The sequence below is a fragment of the Azospirillum halopraeferens DSM 3675 genome (genome assembly GCF_000429625.1).
GTDB classification, from domain to species: domain Bacteria; phylum Pseudomonadota; class Alphaproteobacteria; order Azospirillales; family Azospirillaceae; genus Azospirillum; species Azospirillum halopraeferens.
This window is the reverse complement of the sequence record NZ_AUCF01000012.1, coordinates 147,305-164,189: the sequence shown is the minus strand read 5'-3', so window position 1 is coordinate 164,189 and position 16,885 is coordinate 147,305. Positions and strand designations below refer to the sequence as shown.

Here is a 16,885-nt window from a genome sequence, read left to right as displayed (position 1 = left end):
GCCCATGCTGTACAACGCCATCTCCACCCTCGGCATGAGCCGGCGTCTGCAGAGCACGATGACGGATCTGCAGATCGGCCTGACCCGGGCCAACGAAGAACTGGCCACCCTGGTGCACGCCGACGTGGCCGCCACCATCGGTGCGCGCACCGGCCGCGCCGTCAACCTGCGCAACCTCTTCGACCGGACCGAGGAGTTCCACCGTACGACGACCCTGCTCGAAGGGCGCATGGCCGCCATGGACAGCGCCCTGTCGAGCATCCACGACGTGGTCACCCAGCTGATGGCCGGGGCGTCCACCGGTCTCGGCCAGCCGTCGCCCACCGGCTCCTCCCTGCAGATCCAGGCGCGCGGGGTGCTCGACCAGGTGGTGGCGCTGCTCAACGCCTCATCGGGAGACAGTTTCCTGTTCGCCGGCACGGCGCTGGACAAGCCGCCGATGCGCGCCTCCGACGCCGACGACCCGCCGTTGCGCTCGCCGCTGCGGATCGTGCGCGACGCCATGGATGCGGTGACCGGTGGCGGGATGCCGAAGACCGCCGCGGAGACCGCGGCCGTCGTTGCGGTGCTGGATGACCTCTTCGCCGTGCGGGATCCGGCGACCCCGGCGCCGGCCCCGTTGACCGACACCTTCGAGGGCGGGTTCTACACGGGCACGACGACCTATGCCCCCGGCGGTGCCGCCAACCCCCGGGTGTCGGGGCGGCCGGCCGACGACGCCACCGTCGCCTACGGCATCCAGGCCAACGACCCCATGCTGCGCACCATCCTGGAAGGCATCAGCATGCTGGCGGCGGTGGACACCTCGAACATGGAGCCGGCGGCCTATCGGGACTACATGGAGGCGGCGGTGAGCAAGCTGTCGTCCGGGGCCGGGGACCTGCGCGACTCCATCGCCCTGCTGGGCATCCAGCGGGCGCAGGTCGCCACCCTGGCGGGCCAGCATCAGAAGCAGATCGCCATCCTGAACACCCAGATCCAGAACCTCGAAGGCGTCGATCCCTATCAGGCGAGCGTGCGCATCAGCCAGCTCGAGACGCAGATCGACGCCACCGCCGCCGCCTCCGCGCGCATCGCCAAGCTGCGCCTCACCAACTACTTCTAGGCCGCCGTCATGCCCGCTTCCGCCCGCTGGTCCGCCGTCGCCGCCGTGCTGGCGGCCGTCGTCCTGCTCGCCCTGTCGGCCGGCGGCGCGCCGGCGGCGGCGCAGACGCGGATCAAGGACCTCGTCACCTTCGACGGGGTCCGGCGCAACCAGCTCGTCGGCTACGGGTTGGTGGTCGGCCTGAACGGCACCGGCGACCGGCTGATCAACACCCCCTTCACCGAACAAAGCCTGAAGGGCATGCTGGAACGGCTGGGGATCAACACCCGCGGCGAGACGCTGCGCACCCGCAACATCGCGGCTGTGATGGTCACCGCCACCCTGGCGCCGTTCCCGCGCCAGGGCACCACGGTGGACGTCACCGTGTCGGCGCTGGGCGACGCCACCAGCCTGCTGGGCGGCACGCTGGTGGTGACGCCGCTGCTGGGCGCCGACGGCGAAGCCTACGCGGTGGCCCAGGGTCCGCTGTCGGTCGGGGGATTCTCGGCGGGCGGGGCCGCGGCGACGGTGACCAAGGGGGTCCCCACCACCGCCCGCATCGCCAACGGCGCTACCGTGGAGCGGGAGCTGAAGTTCGCCCTGGACGACATCGGTGGCGTGCGGATGGTGCTGCGCAACCCCGACTTCACCACCGCCAACCGCATCGCCGACGCCGTCAACCGCACGCTGGGCGCCGGCTCCGCCCGGGTGACCGACCTGTCCACCGTGGACGTGCGGGTGACCGGCGCCTACACCGGGCAGGTGTCGCGCCTGATCGCCGCCATCGAACAGCTTCCCGTGCGGCCCGACAGCATCGCCCGCGTGGTGGTGGACGAACGCACGGGCACCATCGTCATCGGCGACGACGTGCGGGTCAGCCGCGTCGCCATCACCCAGGGCAATCTGACGGTGCGCGTCGTCGAGACGCCGCAGGTGTCGCAGCCCGAACCCTTCGGGCGCGGCAACACCGTGATCGTCCCGCGCACCGACGTGCAGGTGCAGGAGGGCAACGGGCGGCAGTTCGTCACGGTGGGCGGCAACGTCAGCCTGCAACAGCTCGTCAACGGCCTGAACGCATTGGGCGTGGGACCGCGCGACATGGTGGCGATCCTGCAGGCGATCAAGGCCGCCGGCGCGCTGCACGCGGACCTGGAAATCATCTGATCAGCAACGCACGCGAGGACCCGCCCATGGACGTCAGCCCGCTGCGCGGACACACCCCCGTCCCCGTCACGTCTCCCGGTTCCGCCGCGGCCCCGCCGGATGCCGCCGACCGCGTCGCGAAGGAGTTCGAGGCGATGGTGGTCGGCCAGTTCATGGAGGCCATGTTCGCCGGGCTCGACGCGGGATCGACCTTCGGCGGCGGTGCCGCGGAGAAGCCCTGGCGCAGCTTCATGCTCCAGGAATACGGCAAGGCCATCGCCGAGGCGGGAACGCTCGGCATCGCCGATCTGGTGCGCGAGGAAGTGGCGCGCCTCTACGCGGCGCAACGGGAGGACACGCCATGAGCCTGACCCTGAAGGACCTGATCCACGAATTCGCCCCGGACGCGGTTCCCGAGGCCCCGGCGGTGGCCGAGGCGCCGGCGGCACCGGACCTCTGCGACGGGCCCACCGCCCTGGCGGTGAGCGAGTTCCTCGACGCCGTCGACGCCCTGGCCGCGGCCCTGGAGGAGGAGACGGCGTGCATCGACGCGGGCATGCTCGACCGGCTGGAGGTGTTCGCCCACCGCAAGACGGCCATGGCGGAGCGGCTGGAAACCGTCGCGGAACGCGCCCGCGCCGAGGGCATCCGTCTGCCCGAAGACCTGCGGGCGATGACGCTGGAGCGCATCGAGCGCCTGGACCGCGCCATCCGTGCCAACACCACCGGTCTGGTGGCCCTGCGCAAGGCGGTGCTGACCATCAGCCGCAACCTGCTGACTGCGCTGGAGAAGGCCAACAGCGACGGGCTCTACGCCCGCAGCGGCCACGCCGTCCGCCCGGTGGAACTCTCGGCGTCCGGGCTGAACACGACCCTTTAGGGGGCGTCCCGCCGGTCGGTCACGGGGTGCGGGGGCGGGCGCTCGCCAGGGCGCCGGACTGTTCCAGCCTGACGATGCAGGCGACCAGCGCGCGCTGGAAGCCGCGGGCGTCGGCGGGCAGGCTCACCCCCTGGCCGGTGGGCCAGAACTCGACGAAGGCCAGGGGCGTGTCCGGATGGCCGTCCGGCCACTCGATGGCCACACCCAGCCCGATCTCGGCGGTGGTGCGGCGGTGATCGGTCACCAGGATCTTCGCTTCCCAGTGCATGCCGCCGGACCCGCGATCGGCGCGCTGCTGGCTCCATTGCCGCAGGTACTCGCGGAAACTCTCGGACGAACGGTCGATCTGCACGTAGGTGCTGCGGTCCACCACCGGGGCCGCCAGGCGCGTGGTGGTGCGCACCTGCGCCAGCGCCCGGGTGACGTCGGCGCACAGGCCGTCGATGGTCTGGAAGGTGCGCCGCACTCCGTCGCCGAGCGCCGCCGCCAGCGCCGCCCCCTTGAGAGCGGGCCGGCTGCCGCCGTCGTTGCGGTACAGATCGAACAGATCGTCGGAATCGCCCATGGGTCCCCTGGTCTCCTCGGCCGGCCGTCCGCCCGTCCGCTCCCGCCGGCGCCGATTCCAACGAAAACCTATTAATACCCCGTGAAGAGGCCATTGCCGGTTTTTTCCGGCCGCCCTTGCGGGAGCCCGCGGGCCGCGTTAAGTAATACCCATCATTCATTGGGTATTACCAAGACGGCCATGGCCACGACGCTCACGACAAAGGGTCAGGTCACCATTCCGAAGCGGATCCGTGACCGGCTGGGCCTTAGCCCGGGCAGCGCCGTAGAGTTCGAGATGGCGCCGGACGGACGCGTGATCCTGAGGAAGGCGGATGGAACGGCACCGGTGCCGAGCCGGTTCGAGCGCCTGCGCGGGCGTGCCACCGCCGGCCTCAGCACCGATCAGATCATGGCGCTGACGCGCGGCGAGGATTGATAGCCGGTGACCCTGGTCGACACCAACGTGCTTCTTGATCTCGCCACGAACGACGCGGTGTGGGCGGACTGGTCTATTCGGCAACTGGACAGTGCCGCCGGGAGGGGGCCGCTGTTCATCAACGATGTCGTCTATGCGGAACTGTCGGTGGGTTTCGAGCGGATCTAGGAGCTTGACGGCCTGCTCGGGGACGCAGGGATCTCATTGGAGCCAATTCCGCGCGATGCGCTCTTCCTTGCGGGAAAGGCGTTCCGCCGCTACCGGGCTGCGGGTGGTGCGCGGTCAGGGGTTCTCCCCGACTTCTTCATAGGCGCCCATGCCGCTGTCATCGGCCTGCCGTTGCTGACCCGCGATGCCGGACGGTACCGTACCTACTTCCCTTCCGTCGTCCTGCTCACGCCCGGGGCGCAGCGATGACGGACCGTCCCCCCTGCCGTGGCCGATCTGCCGGAGCGGTTCCTCAGCCTCTGCGCCGGCCCGTTCCATGGCGGAATTCCGGAACCGGACCGGATGTCCGTGCAATCCTCCGGTCACATCACGCGCCGGCGACGGCAGTGCAAAAGGGGCTTGCACCGGCGGTGATATACTAGTATTGTCATCTTGTCACGTGCGGCGCCGGTCGTCCCATTATCGTGCGGCGCTGCATCGGGCGTTTCCTCCCAAACACTCGGGCCACGGGGTGCATGCGCATCGCGTGGCCTTTTTTCTGCCCGCAATCGAATGGCGGGAGTGGCTTGCCGCAGAATTGATATACTAGTATGCTTCAGGAGACCCCCGGTTCGTACGAGGACTCCCATGCCATCGACCGCCCCCACCGTCGCCGCTCTCGGCGAATGCATGATCGAACTGATCCGCCGCGGTGACGGCGCGCTCGACCTCGCCTTCGGCGGTGACACGCTGAACACGGCCGTCTATCTGGCACGCCTCGGTGTGGCGGTCGATTACGTCACCGCGCTGGGGGATGACCGCATCAGCGACGACATGGTTGCCGCCTGGACGGCGGAGGGGGTGGGGACCGGCCGGGTGCTGCGGGTCCCCGGCCGGACTCCGGGGCTCTACCTGATCGAAACCGACGACCACGGTGAGCGGCGTTTCCTCTATTGGCGCGACAGCGCGCCGGCCCGCGACCTGTTCGTCCTGCCCGGCTCGCCGGCGCTGGTGGAGGCGCTGGAGACCTACGACGTCCTCTATCTCTCCGGGATCAGCCTGGCGATCTGGGGCGAGGCCGGGCGTGCGGTGCTGTTTCCCCTGCTGGACCGGCTGCGCCGGCGCGGCGGGCGCGTGGTGTTCGACACGAATTGGCGTCCCCGCCTGTGGCCCGACCGGGAGACGGCCCGGCAGGCGTACGACCTTATGTTCCGCTGCACCGACCTTGCCCTGCCCGGTGTTGCCGACATGCAGGACCTCTACGGCGACACGGCGGTGGAGACCATGGTGGACCGCGTCCGCTCCGCCGGGGTGGGCGAGGCCGTGGTCAAGCTGGCCGTGCCCGGGTGCCGGATCATCGCCGACGGAACGGACCTGCTGGTGCCCGCCGTGCCGGTCGCCCGGGTGGTGGACACCACCGCCGCGGGGGACAGCTTCAGCGCCGGCTATCTCGCCGCGCGGCTGGGCGGTGCCGGTCCGGAGGCGGCGGCCCGTGCCGGGCACCGGCTTGCGGCGCTGGTCATCCAGCACCGCGGCGCCATCATTCCTCGCGAGGCCATGGCCGGAGTCGTGGCCTGATCGCCGTCACGAACGACACACATCGATTGCAAGGAGCCGCCCCATGACCGCCGTCCCGTCCCTGCCGCGCCTCGAACCGGTTCTGTCCGGGCCGCCGGTCATTCCGGTGCTCGTCCTCGACGATCCGGCCGAGGCCGTGCCGCTCGCCCGCGCCCTGGTGGCCGGTGGGCTGCGGATGCTGGAGGTGACGCTGCGCACGCCGCGCGCCCTGGCGTGTGCCGAGGCCATTGCCGCCGCCGTGCCGGAGGCGGTGGTGGGATTGGGCACGCTCACCCGGCCGGAGCACTTCGCCGCCGCCAGGGACGCCGGCGCCCGCTTCCTGGTCAGCCCCGGCCTTACCGGCGCCCTGGCCGAGGCGGCGCACGCCACCGGGCTTCCCTACCTGCCCGGCATCGCCACCGTCACCGAATCGCTGATCGCCCGTGAGCACGGCTTTTTCGAGCAGAAGTTCTTCCCGGCCGGAATCGCCGGCGGCGCGCCGGCGCTGGCGGGGTTCGCCCCGCTGCTGCCCGATGTGCGCTTCTGCCCCACCGGCGGCATCCGCATAGACCACGTCGGCACCTTCCTGGCGCTGCCCAACGTCTTCGCCCTGGGCGGCACCTGGCTGACGCCGCCGGCCCTGGTGAAGGAGCGGGCCTGGGCGGAGATCGAGGCGCTGGCCCGGACGGCCACCGCCGCAGCCGCCGCGGCCGTTCAATCGACGTAGAATTCCGGATTGTCCCGTCGGGCGTCGTCGATGCGCAGCCGCAGCCCGTCCAGGTGGTCGACCAGCGCCCGGACGGCGCCGTCGGGGTCACGTCCGGCGATGGCCGCGACGATGGCTTCGTGCTCGGCGATGACCTGTCCGACCCGTCCGCTGACGGGCAGCGTCAGCTTGCGGTACCGGTCGACGTGCATCTTGACCTGTTGCGTCACGGTCCAGAATCCCGGATAGCCTGACGCCTCCGCCAGCAGGGCGTGGAACGCCTCGTCGGCGTCGTGGAAGCCCTCCAGGTCGCCGGCGGCCTCCATCTCGCGCTGCAGTTCCAGGTTGGCCCGCAGGGCTGCCACCCGGCTGCGCGTCGCCCGCTCCGCCGCGAAGCGCACCGTCGCCTCCTCCAGCACGCGGCGGATGATGATCGCCTCCGGCAGGCCGGCCAGTGGGATGCGCGCGACAAAGGTGCCCGACTGGGGAAAGATCTCCACCAGCCCCTCGTCGGCCAACTTCAGCACCGCCTCGCGCACCGGCGTGCGGCTCACCCCGTAGGCTTCGGCGATCTGCTTCTCGATGATCGGTTCACCCGGTTTGCGCCGCACCCCGACGATGGCATCCCGCAGATCCCGGTAGATCGTCGCGGCGGCCGAGGTGCCGCGCCGCCCCGTCCCGGCCGTCGTCCGTGACGGTCCCCGCCGCTTCACCGCGGCGGCGCCCCCGGCGCCCCGTTCCACATTCGAATCCATCGCCGTGCGCATCCCGTGGGGAGAGTCATAAAAACGATTCTAATATATTACTCCCGGCGCGGGCCGGAGGGAACGGGATTGTCGGTCGCCGCGGGAGCCCGGCTGCGTCATGTCATGTCGGTGCCCCCTGCCGTGGCATAGGCAGGGCGTTCCTTCCGGTGACAAGGAGCCCCATGCCCGCCGTCGCCCGCCCCGCCCCGTCCCGCGGCGCTTCGGTCGGTATTCGACCGGTACCAAAGAGCGTGAGTGGGTCAGTTTTCAGCCGGCGGCGACACCGTGTGGGCGTGGACCGGAGAACCGGCGGCCGGGATGTCAGCCGTTCGACAGGCCCTGTGTCTCGGGGCCTGCGGCTTCCAGGTCGGCAACAGGGTGCGGTTCCCGTCGGTACCGGCGACCGGGCAGCCGGAGTCCTCCATGACCTCGGCGATGTCGGCGTTGCGCAACGGTCCGAAGCCGGCGCTCCGGAGCAGGCCTTTCAGCCGAGACGGATCCCCGTAAGCGATGTCCGCGCCGCTCTCTCCTTCCATTTCGTGGAGCGTCACGGCGATGCCGGACAGCCCGATCATCCGGTTGACGATGTCGCGCATCAGATAGGGACGACCGCCGCACACGTTGACAAGCTGTCCATAGGCCGCCGGCAGGCGGATCAGATCGGCCAACACCTCGGCCACGACCGTGACCGGCAGGAAATCACGAACGGCGGACAGTGGCCCTGTCCGCAGGACCGCTTCCGTGCGCCCCGCGGCAATGTCGCGGAGCTGCCCGGCAAAACTCGGCAGGCTGAGATAGGAAGGCATTCCCCGCCCGAGAACATTAAAGACCCGTGCGGCGACGACGGGCTGGCCGCGTTGCGCCGCAGCCAGCCCGAGTTGGGTCTGCGCCAGCTTGGTTTGTCCATAGTGACTGCGAGGATGAGCCGGGCTCTGTTCCGTCAGCGGTGCCGGAGACGAAACGTGGCCATACTCGGCGGCGCTCCCGATGAGCAGGATCGGCACACGATCCAGCCGCCCCAGCACCAGCGCTTCCATCAGGCTCGCGGCGAAGCAGGTGTTCAGCTCCGACATCAGGGTGGAGGAAACTTCGCTTCTCGTTCCGGCCAGATGCAGAACGCCGTCGGGCCTCCGGTCGGCCAGCCAGGCGGCCATCGCTTCCACCTCATAAACATTGTCTATGCGGCCGTCATACCGTGGACCTCCGGGCTGGCCCCCCAGCCCTAATGTCAAAACCTCGTCATGGCGGCGCAGCAGTGCGCTTCTCACGGCGGTTCCGATGAAGCCATGTGCCCCTGTCACGACAATACGCACATCTACCCGCCCGTGTTCTGCTGACTCTGAACTCGCAGTAGGAGTGTATAGTTCGTACCACAATCCTGCCTGGCCGTGCCAGCGCGTTGCAATGCGGGGAGCGAGACAATGGAACGTCCCCGTCCCGCCGATGATCATGCGACGTGCACGGAAATCGGGCGTCCGAGGTCGAGCATGCAATCGGGTACGGTGACGCCGATGGCGACCTCGGTGGCCTGCCGAGTCACAGTGGAAGCGCCGCCGCGCCGGGTCCAGGGAGTGCCGGAGCGGTCACGCCACGCTTAGTGCGACCATCGCCGACGGCAGGCCGGAAAGGTCGCCGGCTTTCAGCGGCACGAACCGTCCGTCCCCGCGGTCTGCGTCGTCACGCGGGGTGCATGCGAACACCCACTGCAGGGTGGCGGCCTCCGGCAGATAGCGTTCGGCGTAATCGTAGGCGGCACGAGCCTGCGCCACCGGGAGTTCGTGCAGGGGGCGATCATCCGCAGCGATTGCGTCAGGGACACTCGTGCGGGCGGCACAGATGCCGCAGCCGGCCCATCGGGGCGGAGCGGCCGGCTGCCCAGGGTCACCGATCCGCGGTCGGCGGCGAAGGAGACGTCCCGGAGGCAACGGCGCCGCCGCAGCGTTTGACCACGTCGGGGAGGGCCGGGAACGCGGGATCGCTCGCCATGGTGGTCTCCACCGGTCCGGTGGGCCGTCGGTGGACGCGCTTCTACCCGACGAGGCAAGGGCGGCGCCGACCTCCGAACGGCTGTCTCACCGATGTCCGCCGGAGCCGCCAAGGGATGCGGGACACCCGATCGTCTGCGCAACGACGCTCAGCCCAGCGCGGCAACCGCCGCGGCATGGCAGGCCAGCGGGTGCCGGGCGATGCCGCGGCCGACCAGGCCGGCTTCGCCGGCGGCGTCCAGGGCGCCCAGGCACACGGGCGGCGGCAGACCGCTGCGCACCACGGCCGCCGCGTCGAGCCCGACCCGGCGGCCGAGCGCGGGGTGCATGACAAGCAGCAGGCGGTCCTGCATCGCCGCGACGCCAAGGTCCTCCGCGCCGAGGTCGCGGCGCAGATCGGGCGCGGCGTCGAAGGCGAGGGCGCCGAAGCCGGCGGCGTCGATGACGGCGCTGTCGCCGATGGCCGGCAGGCGCGGGCGCGGCGGACCGATGTCCGGGCCGCCCCGGGGCGCCTCCGCCGGGGCCGTGAACCAGCGGCCGGCCGGGGTGCCGGACAGGCGGATGCCCATGTCGATGCCGTTGCCGCCGGCCGCCGTCACCAGCGCCGCGCCGGGCACCCCGTCGGCGGCCAGCATCATGCGCTTGCACGCCGCCATCCAGAGGTTGAGGAAGAACTGGTCGGCCGTTCGCAGGAAGTCCGCCGCCGCTCCCGGAAGGCGGGGCGCCAGGTCGGCGGTGAGCCGCGCCGTGGCGGCGTGCGGGCGGCCGTGCAGATCGTCGCCGTGCGCCAGTCCGTGGCGGGCGAACGGCAGCAGGTCGACGGGATCCGTGAGCGCCGCCGCCAGCGCCGGTCCCACCGTGTCGCGCAGCAGGCGCAGCCGCTCCACCACGGCGGGTCCGGCGAGGCCGAAGCGCAGCGCCGGACCTCCCCCCTCGTTGAGCGGCGCGAAGGCGAGGGGGCCGTCACCGGCCGCGTCCTCCACCACCTGCAACCAGGTGGAGCGCGACACCACGGAGGCCAGCGGCGTCACCACGCCGGCGTCCTGCGCCGGGCGCAGTTCCACCGCGCCGTCGTGCACCAGCGCCAGCGCCGTATCGAAATCCCCGGCCTCCCCCTCGAACACCAGGGCGGCCGCGGCGGCGTTGAGGATGGGCGGGCAGGCCGCCGCCGGGCCGGCGAACGAAGGGCCGGCGTGCAACAACACCCGGCGTCCAAGGCCCAGCGCCTCGCCGGCCGGCACCACCGCGGTCCAGCGGGGCATCACCGCGGCCAGGCGGTGCGCTGCGGTCATCGTCGGGTCGTTCATCGGACGCTCCTTCCGTTCAGGGCAGCACCAGGGGCGCCCGCCCGTAGCTGTTGTTGGCATCCACCAGATGGGCAAGGCAGCGCATGAAGACGGCGCGGTCCTCCTTGGGCAGGGCCGCGATGGTCCGGTCGTGCGCGAGCTGGGCCTTCTTGTCCATGCGCCGCAACAGCTTGCGCCCGTCGGCGGTGATGCCGGCCAGACGCATGCGCCGGTCGGTGGGGCTGGCGCGGCGGCTGACCAGGCCGCGTTCGGCCAGACGCGCCAGCACCCCGGTGGCGGTGGTCCGGTCGATGCCCACCTGCGCCCCCAGGGTCGCCTGGTCGAGGTCGCCCTGCGCGGCGAGCACGCTGAGCACGCTGTACTGCACGGGCGTGATGTTGAACTCCGCGCATTCCTCGATGAACAGCGCGATGTGGATCTGGTGCAGGCGGCGGATGAGGAAGCCGGGACGCCGGGCGAGCAGGCGGTCGACACCGTCGGTCGGGGCGGTTTCGGGGGGGTGTACCGTCATGGGGCGCGCGTCGCCTCAATCCATCAGGGACACGTGGGCGGCGACGATGCGCCAGCCCTCGGGCATGCGCACCCAGGTGTGGCTCTGCCGCCCCGTGCGCGCGCTGCCGGCCCGCACGAACTCGGTGTTGGCGGTGGCGGTGTCGCGGCCGTAGGTGGTGATCACCGTGTTGCGCAGCGTGCGGTCCAGGCCGGCGGCGGGCCTGTCCCTGCGGAAGGCGGCGATGGCCCCGTAGCCCAGCAGGTTCTCGCCGACGCCGTAGCGCAGGGTGTGCGGGCTGTTCCAGAACAGGTCGTCCAGCACCGCCACGTCGTTGGAGACGAGGGCACGCTCGTACCGCGCGAAGGCGGCGGTGACCTCCTCCAGGACGTCGGGAAGGTTGATGGCCGGCGGGGGCGTGGGCTGCATCATCAGGCGCTGTCTCCGAGCTGTGCGGCGAGGTCGAGCAGGGCGGCATCGGCGCCGCGGGAGGCCATCAGGGACAGGCCCAGCGGGCAGCCGTCCGCGGTGGCGGCGGGTATCGAAACCTGGGGCAGGCCGGCCAGCCCCGCCGGGCAGAGCAGGGCCAGCGAACGGTTGCGGTTGGCTTCGACCTCCGGGCCCGAGGCACCGCGGCGTGGCGCGATGCCCGGTGCGGTCGGCAGCACCACCACGGCGTCACCGCCCAGCAGGTCGTCGAGACGGGCGCGCACCGCTGCCCGCTGCCGCGCCGCCGCGTCCGCCGCCGCCGGGTCGATGGTGGCGGCTCCCGCAAAGCGCTCCGCCACGCCGGGGCCGAAGGACGGGCGGGTGGCGGTGATCCAGGCGCCGTGAACCGCCCACGCCTCGGCCGCCTGCAGGGTGCGGAAGATGGAGACCAGGGCGTCCGGTCCCTCCGGGGCCAGGGTCACCGGTTCGGCCGAACCGAACAGCGCCGCCACCCGGGCCACCGCGTCGGCGAGCGCCGCGGTGACCGCCTCCCCGGCGATCGCGAAGGCGTCGGCGGCGATCAGCAGGCGCGCGGGGCGCGGCGCGGGCGGGCCGGGCAGCAGCACCGTGCCGACGCGGCGCAGCGTGGCCGCGTCGCGGGCGAACCAGCCGACCGTGTCGAAGCTCGGCGCCAGGGGCACCACGCCGTCGACGGGGATGCGCCCGTGCCCGGGGCGCAGGCCGTAGACGCCGCAATAGCTGGCGGGCAGCCGCACCGAGCCGCCGGTGTCGGTGCCCGGGGCGAACGCCACCGCACCGCCGGCCACGGCGGCGGCGGAGCCGCTGGACGAGCCGCCGGGGATGCGGCCGGGGGCGGCGGGGTTGACCGGGGTGCCGTAATGGGCGTTTTCCCCGGCCAGGCTCCAGGCGAGTTCGTCGGTGTGCGTCTTGCCCGTCAGCCGCGCCCCGGCGTCGAGCAGCGCCTGCACCGCCGGGGCGGTGCGCGCCGGCACCGGATGGGTGCGCAGCCAGTCGGGGTTGCCGGCCCCCGTCGGCACGCCGGCGACGTCGAACAGGTCCTTGACCGCGAAGGTCAGCCCGGCCAGCGGCCCGTCCGGCGCGCCGTCCACCGTGATCCGGCCGTGCGCGCAGAACGCACCCGGGTCGTCCCGATCCATCATGGGTGTGCTCCGGTCAGCATTGCTACTGGCTACGCCGCCGCAGCCCCGACGGCAAGCCTTTGATCCAGTCGCGGATGATCGCCAGCAGCAGGGCCGCGGCGTTCAGCTCCCGCGCGGCGGGGGGTGCGGGAGGGGCGAGGGGGGCTTCGGCCGCCAGGCGGGCCTCCAGGTTGCGGGCGAACTCCCCGGCCAGGCGGCGGGCGATCTCGTTGACGATGCCGGCGCGGCCGAACTGGGCCAGCGTCCCGGTCAGCGTGAAATCGACGCTCAGGTCGACGCGCGTCTCGGCCCCGCCGGCGTCCTCGGCCACCGTGAAGGTCACGGCACCCCTGGCGCGGGAGTTGTTCCGGGCATCGGTTCCCTGGCCGCTGATGGTGCCGCTGTGGGTGGCCGGGTCCAGCGCCAGTTCGCCCTCTCCGGCGAAGTCGGCGGCGATGGGGCCCAGCTTGACGCGCATGCGTCCGGCGATGCGGCCGTCCTGCACCGGCCCGTCGAGGGCCGCGCCGGGCATGCAGTCGACGACCTGCCCGGCGTCGGCCAGAAGCGGCCAGACGCGGTCGCGCGGGAAGGCGACGGTGAAGCTCTGGGTGATCCGGGGCATGGTCCTATTCCGGTCGGGGCTTGCGGGCGTCAAGGACGCGGCGGATGGCGTTGACGATGCCGACGTAGCCGGTGCAGCGGCACAGGTTGCCGCTCATGGCCACCCGGACCGCGGCGTCGTCGGCGTCGGGAAGGCGCTGCACCACGTCGCGCGCCGCCACCAGCATGCCGGGCGTGCAGAAGCCGCATTGCAGCCCGTGCTCGGCCGAGAAGGCGTCGCGCAGCTCGGCCGCCAGGGGATCCGCGTCCAGCCCTTCCACGGTGGTGACCGAACGGCCGTCGCAGGCCACGGCGTAGGTGATGCAGGAGCGCGCCGGCTCCCCGTCGATCAGGATGGTGCAGGCGCCGCACACGCCGTGCTCGCACCCGAGATGGGTGCCGGTGAGCAGCCGCTGTTCGCGCAGGAAATCGGCCAGATGGGTGCGCGGCGCGACGGCCGCGGTCACCGCATGGCCGTTGACGGTGAGGGAAATGGTTCGGGCATGCTGGTTCATGGCGTGACCTGCGCGACGGCGCGCCGCAGCGCGACGAGATGGGGGCGGATGGCGGCGGGATCGCCGCCGAGGCGGGCGGCGACGGCGGCGTCGCGCGCGGCGGCATCGGCCAGCAGACGGGGATCGTCCAGCACGACCGGCCTGCCCGACGCCGCGGCGACGACGCAGCGGGCGACGCCGCGCCCCGGGTCGGCCAGCACCGCGCCGGTGGCGTGCGAGAACTCCCCGGTCTTGCGGCAGACCTTGACGTAGCCCCAGCGCGCCCGCTCCGACAGGGCGGGGATGCGGACGGCGGCGATGATCTCGCCCGGTCGCAGATCGGTTTCGAAGGCGCCGACGATGAAGTCCGCCATGGCCACGCTGCGCCGCCCGTGCGGACCGGCGACGATCACGTCGGCGCCGAGCGCCGTCAGCGCCGCCACCCAGTCGGCGGCGGGGTCGGCGTGGGCCAGGCTGCCGCCGATGGTGCCGCGGTTGCGCACGGCGCGGTAGGCGATCCCCGCCGCCACCCGCGCCGGCACGCCGCCGGTGGGGTCGGGGTAGCCGCCGTCCTCCAGGCGGGCGTGGGTGACGCAGGCGCCGACCACCAGCGCGTCGCCGTCGACGGCGATGTCCCGCAGCTCGGGGATGCGGGTGATGTCCACCAGCAGGCCGGGTTGGGCCAGGCGCAGGTTCAGCATCGGCCCCAGCGATTGCGAGCCGGCGACCGGCCGCGCCGCGCCGTCGTCGCGGGCCAGCAGCGCCAGCGCGTCGTCCAGCGTCCGCGGCGCGGCGTAGTCGAAATCGGCCGCCTTCATGCCGGGCCTCCGGCGCGCCTCAGCGCCTCCAGGATGACCTCCGGCGTCATGGGCGCGTCGGTGACGGTGGCGCCGCGCGGCGCCAGCGCGTCGTTGATGGCGTTGCAGAGGGCGGCCGGCGGGGCGATGGCTCCGCCCTCACCGATGCCCTTGACCCCGAACTCGGTGTAGGGGGACGGCGTGTGCATGTGCAGGATCCTCACGTGCGGAACCTCGGTGAAGCCGGGGATGAGATAGTCCATGAAGGTGGAGGCCAGGGGCTGGCCCTCGGCGTCGTAGGGCATGCGCTCGTACAGCGCGGTGCCGATGCCCTGGGCGACGCCGCCGTAGATCTGGCCGTCGACCACCATGGGGTTGACCATGGTGCCGGCATCCTCGACGACGACGTAGTCGAGAATCTCCACCGACCCCAGCTCGGGATCGACCGCCACCACGGCGGCGTGGGTGGCGTAGGAGAAGGTACCGTGGTCGCTGCCGGGCTTGTAGCCGGCGGTGACCTCCAGCCCGCCGGGATCCACGTCGGCCGGCAGGCGCTGCGGCGCCCGGTACCAGGTGTGCGCCACCTCCCGGACGGTGACGGAAGCCGCCCCGGCGCGCACGCAGCCGTCGGCCAGCGTCGTGTCGCCGGCGGGCACCTGCAGGAGATGGCCGCCGATGCGGCGCACCCGCTCCGCCAACCGGCGGCAGGCGGTGGCGACGGCGCCGCCGGCCATCACCATGCTGCGCGATCCCCAGGTGCCGGTGGAGTACGGCGTCAGCGCCGTGTCGCCGTGCACCAGCTTGATCCGGTCGACGGGGATGCCCAGCACCTCGTGCGCCACCTGCGCGAAGGTGGTCTCCATGCTCTGGCCGTGCGACTGGACGCCGACGCGCAGCTCCAGCCCCCCGTCCGGGGTGATGCGGGCGTGCGCCTGCTCGTGCCCCGGCACCATGGGAATGCCCCAGCCGTGATAGACCGCGGTGCCGTGAGCCGCCTGCTCGCAATAGGTGGCGAAGCCGACGCCGACGAGGCGGCCGTCCGGCTCGCCCCGCGCCCGGCGCTCCCGCACCCCCTCCACCCCGATGGCCGCCGCCGCCCGGCGGACCGATTCCGGATAGTCGCCGCTGTCGAAATGCTTGCCGGTGACGTTGTCGAAGGGCATCTGCTCCGGCCGCACCAGGTTCTCCAGCCGCACCTCCAGGGCTTCGCGGCCGACGGCGGCGGCGACGGCGTCGATCATCTGTTCCATGGCGAAGCAGACGCCGGTGCGGGCGACGCCGCGGAAGGGGACCAGCGGCGGCTTGTTGGTGGCGACCGAGACGGTGCGGCAGCGGTAATGGGGAAAGTCGTAGGGACCGGGCAGGATGCTGCCGATCTGCGCCGCCTCCAGGCAGGCCGTGAAGGGGTAGACGGAATAGGCGCCGGCGTCGACCAGGGCGTCGGCCTCGATGCCCAGCAGCCGGCCGCGCGCGTCGGCGTAGGCGGTGATCTCGTAATGGTGCTCCCGCGCGTTGGCGGCGGCCACCAGATGCTCGCGCCGGTCCTCCGTCCAGCGCACGGGTGTGTCGAGCCGCAGGGCCAGCCAGGCGGCGACCACCTCCTCGGGCTGCAGCAGGCCCTTCCAGCCGAAGCCGCCGCCGATGTCCGGCGGCACGATGCGGATCGCCCCCTGGTCGAGCCCCAGGCACTCCGCCAGGCCGGCCCGCACGATGTGGGGAATCTGCGTCGACGTGGTGAGGACGAGCTGCTCGGCCTGGCGGTCCCGGTGGGCGACGACGCCCTTGCCCTCCAGCGGCACCATGCACTGGCGCGCCGTGCGGATGGTGCGGGACACCCGGACGGCGGCCGTCGCCGCCACGGCGGACAGGTCGCCGCCCGTGCGGGTTTCCAGGATGACGTTGTCGGGCCAGTGCTCGTGCACCCGCGGCGCCCCGGGCTTCACCGCCTCCAGCATGTCGACGTTCACCGGCAGCTCGTCGTAGTCGACGAAGACCGCGGCCGCGATGTCCTCCGCCTCGGCGCGGGTGTCGGCGACGCAGACGGCGACGGGCTCGCCGACGAAGCGCACCTTGTCGATGGCCAGGGCCGGCTGTTCCGACACCTTGAAGCCCGGCAGGCCCGAGGCGGCGCGGATCGCCCGCACACCGTCGCCCGCCAGGTCGGCCCCGGTGAAGACGGCGCCCGCGTGGTCCGGCGGCACTTCGATCGCGCGGATGCGGGCGTGGGCGACGGGGCTGCGGACGAACGCCAGCTCCCGCATGCCCGGCAGGGCCACGTCGCCGACGAACCGGCCGCGGCCGCGCAGCAGGCGGTCGTCCTCCTTGCGGCGGATCGGGGCGCCGACCCCTGTGGTGGTTGACATGGTCGCGATCTCCGT

The 16,885-nt window shown here is 72.3% G+C and carries 20 protein-coding genes; 8 read left to right on the top strand and 12 right to left on the bottom strand.

Features of this window, described 5'->3' with window-relative positions; genetic code table 11:
* The first annotated feature begins 4 nt into the window (after positions 1-4).
* The 4 genes from G472_RS0113390 to G472_RS0113375 are packed head-to-tail and all read left to right on the top strand — an operon-like array spanning position 5 to position 3,107.
* A complete protein-coding gene (locus tag G472_RS0113390; protein WP_029008813.1) occupies positions 5-1,105 on the top strand; it encodes a flagellin N-terminal helical domain-containing protein in 1,101 nt (366 codons plus the stop codon).
* Between the two features lie 9 nt (positions 1,106-1,114).
* Positions 1,115-2,248 carry a flagellar basal body P-ring protein FlgI gene (locus G472_RS0113385; protein WP_029008812.1) on the top strand — a complete coding sequence of 378 codons (1,134 nt, stop codon included), beginning with the start codon at positions 1,115-1,117 and terminating at the stop codon, positions 2,246-2,248.
* Between the two features lie 26 nt (positions 2,249-2,274).
* Positions 2,275-2,592, top strand: coding sequence for a rod-binding protein (locus tag G472_RS33010; protein WP_035692299.1), 318 nt, complete (start codon positions 2,275-2,277; stop codon positions 2,590-2,592).
* Positions 2,589-3,107 carry a hypothetical protein gene (locus G472_RS0113375; RefSeq protein ID WP_029008811.1) on the top strand — a complete coding sequence of 173 codons (519 nt, stop codon included), beginning with the start codon at positions 2,589-2,591 and terminating at the stop codon, positions 3,105-3,107. The genes G472_RS33010 and G472_RS0113375 overlap by 4 nt, the downstream gene beginning before the upstream one ends.
* Before the next feature lie 19 nt (positions 3,108-3,126).
* Here the strand turns inward: G472_RS0113375 and G472_RS0113370 are convergent, their stop codons facing one another.
* Entirely contained in the window at positions 3,127-3,672 is a 546-nt protein-coding gene (locus tag G472_RS0113370) for a hypothetical protein (RefSeq protein ID WP_029008810.1), read from the bottom strand.
* A 180-nt stretch (positions 3,673-3,852) separates the two neighbouring features.
* Between G472_RS0113370 and G472_RS0113365 the strand changes: the two genes are divergently transcribed.
* The 4 genes from G472_RS0113365 to eda all read left to right on the top strand — a co-directional run bounded on the left by G472_RS0113365 (position 3,853) and on the right by eda (position 6,520).
* Positions 3,853-4,089, top strand: a complete 237-nt coding sequence (locus G472_RS0113365) for an AbrB/MazE/SpoVT family DNA-binding domain-containing protein (RefSeq protein WP_029008809.1) — start codon at positions 3,853-3,855, stop codon at positions 4,087-4,089.
* A gap of 6 nt (positions 4,090-4,095) precedes the next feature.
* Positions 4,096-4,257, top strand: coding sequence for a type II toxin-antitoxin system VapC family toxin (locus tag G472_RS39780; protein ID WP_211100188.1), 162 nt, complete (start codon positions 4,096-4,098; stop codon positions 4,255-4,257).
* Between the two features lie 627 nt (positions 4,258-4,884).
* Entirely contained in the window at positions 4,885-5,814 is a 930-nt protein-coding gene (locus G472_RS0113355; protein ID WP_029008808.1) for a sugar kinase, read from the top strand.
* Between the two features lie 43 nt (positions 5,815-5,857).
* On the top strand, positions 5,858-6,520 hold the full coding sequence (eda, locus tag G472_RS0113350; RefSeq protein ID WP_035692298.1) for a bifunctional 4-hydroxy-2-oxoglutarate aldolase/2-dehydro-3-deoxy-phosphogluconate aldolase: 663 nt from the start codon (positions 5,858-5,860) through the stop codon (positions 6,518-6,520).
* Here eda and G472_RS0113345 read toward each other — a convergent pair.
* The 11 genes from G472_RS0113345 to G472_RS0113295 form a co-directional block, all read right to left on the bottom strand.
* Entirely contained in the window at positions 6,508-7,254 is a 747-nt protein-coding gene (locus tag G472_RS0113345; protein ID WP_029008806.1) for a GntR family transcriptional regulator, read from the bottom strand. The genes eda and G472_RS0113345 overlap by 13 nt on opposite strands.
* A gap of 251 nt (positions 7,255-7,505) precedes the next feature.
* A complete protein-coding gene (locus G472_RS37140) occupies positions 7,506-8,696 on the bottom strand; it encodes an NAD-dependent epimerase/dehydratase family protein (protein ID WP_084536626.1) in 1,191 nt (396 codons plus the stop codon).
* Between the two features lie 132 nt (positions 8,697-8,828).
* On the bottom strand, positions 8,829-9,014 hold the full coding sequence (locus G472_RS0113335; RefSeq protein ID WP_029008805.1) for an alpha/beta hydrolase family protein: 186 nt from the start codon (positions 9,012-9,014) through the stop codon (positions 8,829-8,831).
* Positions 9,015-9,379: 365 nt separating this feature from the next.
* The gene (locus G472_RS32995) at positions 9,380-10,537 is read right to left on the bottom strand and encodes a YlbE family protein (protein ID WP_035692292.1); all 1,158 of its coding nucleotides are present in this window, start codon (positions 10,535-10,537) and stop codon (positions 9,380-9,382) included.
* A gap of 16 nt (positions 10,538-10,553) precedes the next feature.
* Complete coding sequence (locus G472_RS0113325) at positions 10,554-11,048, bottom strand: MarR family winged helix-turn-helix transcriptional regulator (RefSeq protein ID WP_029008804.1); 495 nt, start codon at positions 11,046-11,048, stop codon at positions 10,554-10,556.
* A 15-nt stretch (positions 11,049-11,063) separates the two neighbouring features.
* On the bottom strand, positions 11,064-11,459 hold the full coding sequence (hpxZ, locus tag G472_RS0113320) for an oxalurate catabolism protein HpxZ (protein ID WP_245593481.1): 396 nt from the start codon (positions 11,457-11,459) through the stop codon (positions 11,064-11,066).
* Positions 11,459-12,637 (bottom strand): amidase, encoded by a 1,179-nt coding sequence (locus tag G472_RS0113315; RefSeq protein ID WP_029008802.1) that lies wholly within the window; start codon positions 12,635-12,637, stop codon positions 11,459-11,461. Before G472_RS0113315 ends, hpxZ begins: the two co-directional genes overlap by 1 nt.
* Positions 12,638-12,659: 22 nt before the next feature.
* Complete coding sequence (locus G472_RS39775; RefSeq protein ID WP_051340775.1) at positions 12,660-13,238, bottom strand: SRPBCC family protein; 579 nt, start codon at positions 13,236-13,238, stop codon at positions 12,660-12,662.
* Positions 13,239-13,242: 4 nt separating this feature from the next.
* Entirely contained in the window at positions 13,243-13,731 is a 489-nt protein-coding gene (locus G472_RS39770; protein WP_029008801.1) for a (2Fe-2S)-binding protein, read from the bottom strand.
* Positions 13,728-14,528 carry an FAD binding domain-containing protein gene (locus G472_RS0113300; protein WP_029008800.1) on the bottom strand — a complete coding sequence of 267 codons (801 nt, stop codon included), beginning with the start codon at positions 14,526-14,528 and terminating at the stop codon, positions 13,728-13,730. Before G472_RS0113300 ends, G472_RS39770 begins: the two co-directional genes overlap by 4 nt.
* The gene (locus tag G472_RS0113295) at positions 14,525-16,870 is read right to left on the bottom strand and encodes a xanthine dehydrogenase family protein molybdopterin-binding subunit (protein ID WP_029008799.1); all 2,346 of its coding nucleotides are present in this window, start codon (positions 16,868-16,870) and stop codon (positions 14,525-14,527) included. The genes G472_RS0113300 and G472_RS0113295 overlap by 4 nt, the downstream gene beginning before the upstream one ends.
* Between the last annotated feature and the right edge of the window lie 15 nt (positions 16,871-16,885).

Excerpts from the sequence above, each read along its gene's own strand:
- G472_RS0113390 (WP_029008813.1), top strand. The coding sequence starts at position 5 with ATGCTGTACAACGCCATCTCCACCCTCGGCATGAGCCGGCGTCTGCAG.
- G472_RS0113385 (WP_029008812.1), top strand. The coding sequence starts at position 1,115 with ATGCCCGCTTCCGCCCGCTGGTCCGCCGTCGCCGCCGTGCTGGCGGCC.
- G472_RS33010 (WP_035692299.1), top strand. The coding sequence starts at position 2,275 with ATGGACGTCAGCCCGCTGCGCGGACACACCCCCGTCCCCGTCACGTCT.
- G472_RS0113375 (WP_029008811.1), top strand. The coding sequence starts at position 2,589 with ATGAGCCTGACCCTGAAGGACCTGATCCACGAATTCGCCCCGGACGCG.
- G472_RS0113370 (WP_029008810.1), bottom strand. The coding sequence starts at position 3,672 with ATGGGCGATTCCGACGATCTGTTCGATCTGTACCGCAACGACGGCGGC.
- G472_RS0113365 (WP_029008809.1), top strand. The coding sequence starts at position 3,853 with ATGGCCACGACGCTCACGACAAAGGGTCAGGTCACCATTCCGAAGCGG.
- G472_RS0113355 (WP_029008808.1), top strand. The coding sequence starts at position 4,885 with ATGCCATCGACCGCCCCCACCGTCGCCGCTCTCGGCGAATGCATGATC.
- eda (WP_035692298.1), top strand. The coding sequence starts at position 5,858 with ATGACCGCCGTCCCGTCCCTGCCGCGCCTCGAACCGGTTCTGTCCGGG.
- G472_RS0113345 (WP_029008806.1), bottom strand. The coding sequence starts at position 7,254 with ATGGATTCGAATGTGGAACGGGGCGCCGGGGGCGCCGCCGCGGTGAAG.
- G472_RS37140 (WP_084536626.1), bottom strand. The coding sequence starts at position 8,696 with ATGATCATCGGCGGGACGGGGACGTTCCATTGTCTCGCTCCCCGCATT.
- G472_RS32995 (WP_035692292.1), bottom strand. The coding sequence starts at position 10,537 with ATGAACGACCCGACGATGACCGCAGCGCACCGCCTGGCCGCGGTGATG.
- G472_RS0113325 (WP_029008804.1), bottom strand. The coding sequence starts at position 11,048 with ATGACGGTACACCCCCCCGAAACCGCCCCGACCGACGGTGTCGACCGC.
- hpxZ (WP_245593481.1), bottom strand. The coding sequence starts at position 11,459 with ATGATGCAGCCCACGCCCCCGCCGGCCATCAACCTTCCCGACGTCCTG.
- G472_RS0113315 (WP_029008802.1), bottom strand. The coding sequence starts at position 12,637 with ATGATGGATCGGGACGACCCGGGTGCGTTCTGCGCGCACGGCCGGATC.
- G472_RS39775 (WP_051340775.1), bottom strand. The coding sequence starts at position 13,238 with ATGCCCCGGATCACCCAGAGCTTCACCGTCGCCTTCCCGCGCGACCGC.
- G472_RS39770 (WP_029008801.1), bottom strand. The coding sequence starts at position 13,731 with ATGAACCAGCATGCCCGAACCATTTCCCTCACCGTCAACGGCCATGCG.
- G472_RS0113300 (WP_029008800.1), bottom strand. The coding sequence starts at position 14,528 with ATGAAGGCGGCCGATTTCGACTACGCCGCGCCGCGGACGCTGGACGAC.
- G472_RS0113295 (WP_029008799.1), bottom strand. The coding sequence starts at position 16,870 with ATGTCAACCACCACAGGGGTCGGCGCCCCGATCCGCCGCAAGGAGGAC.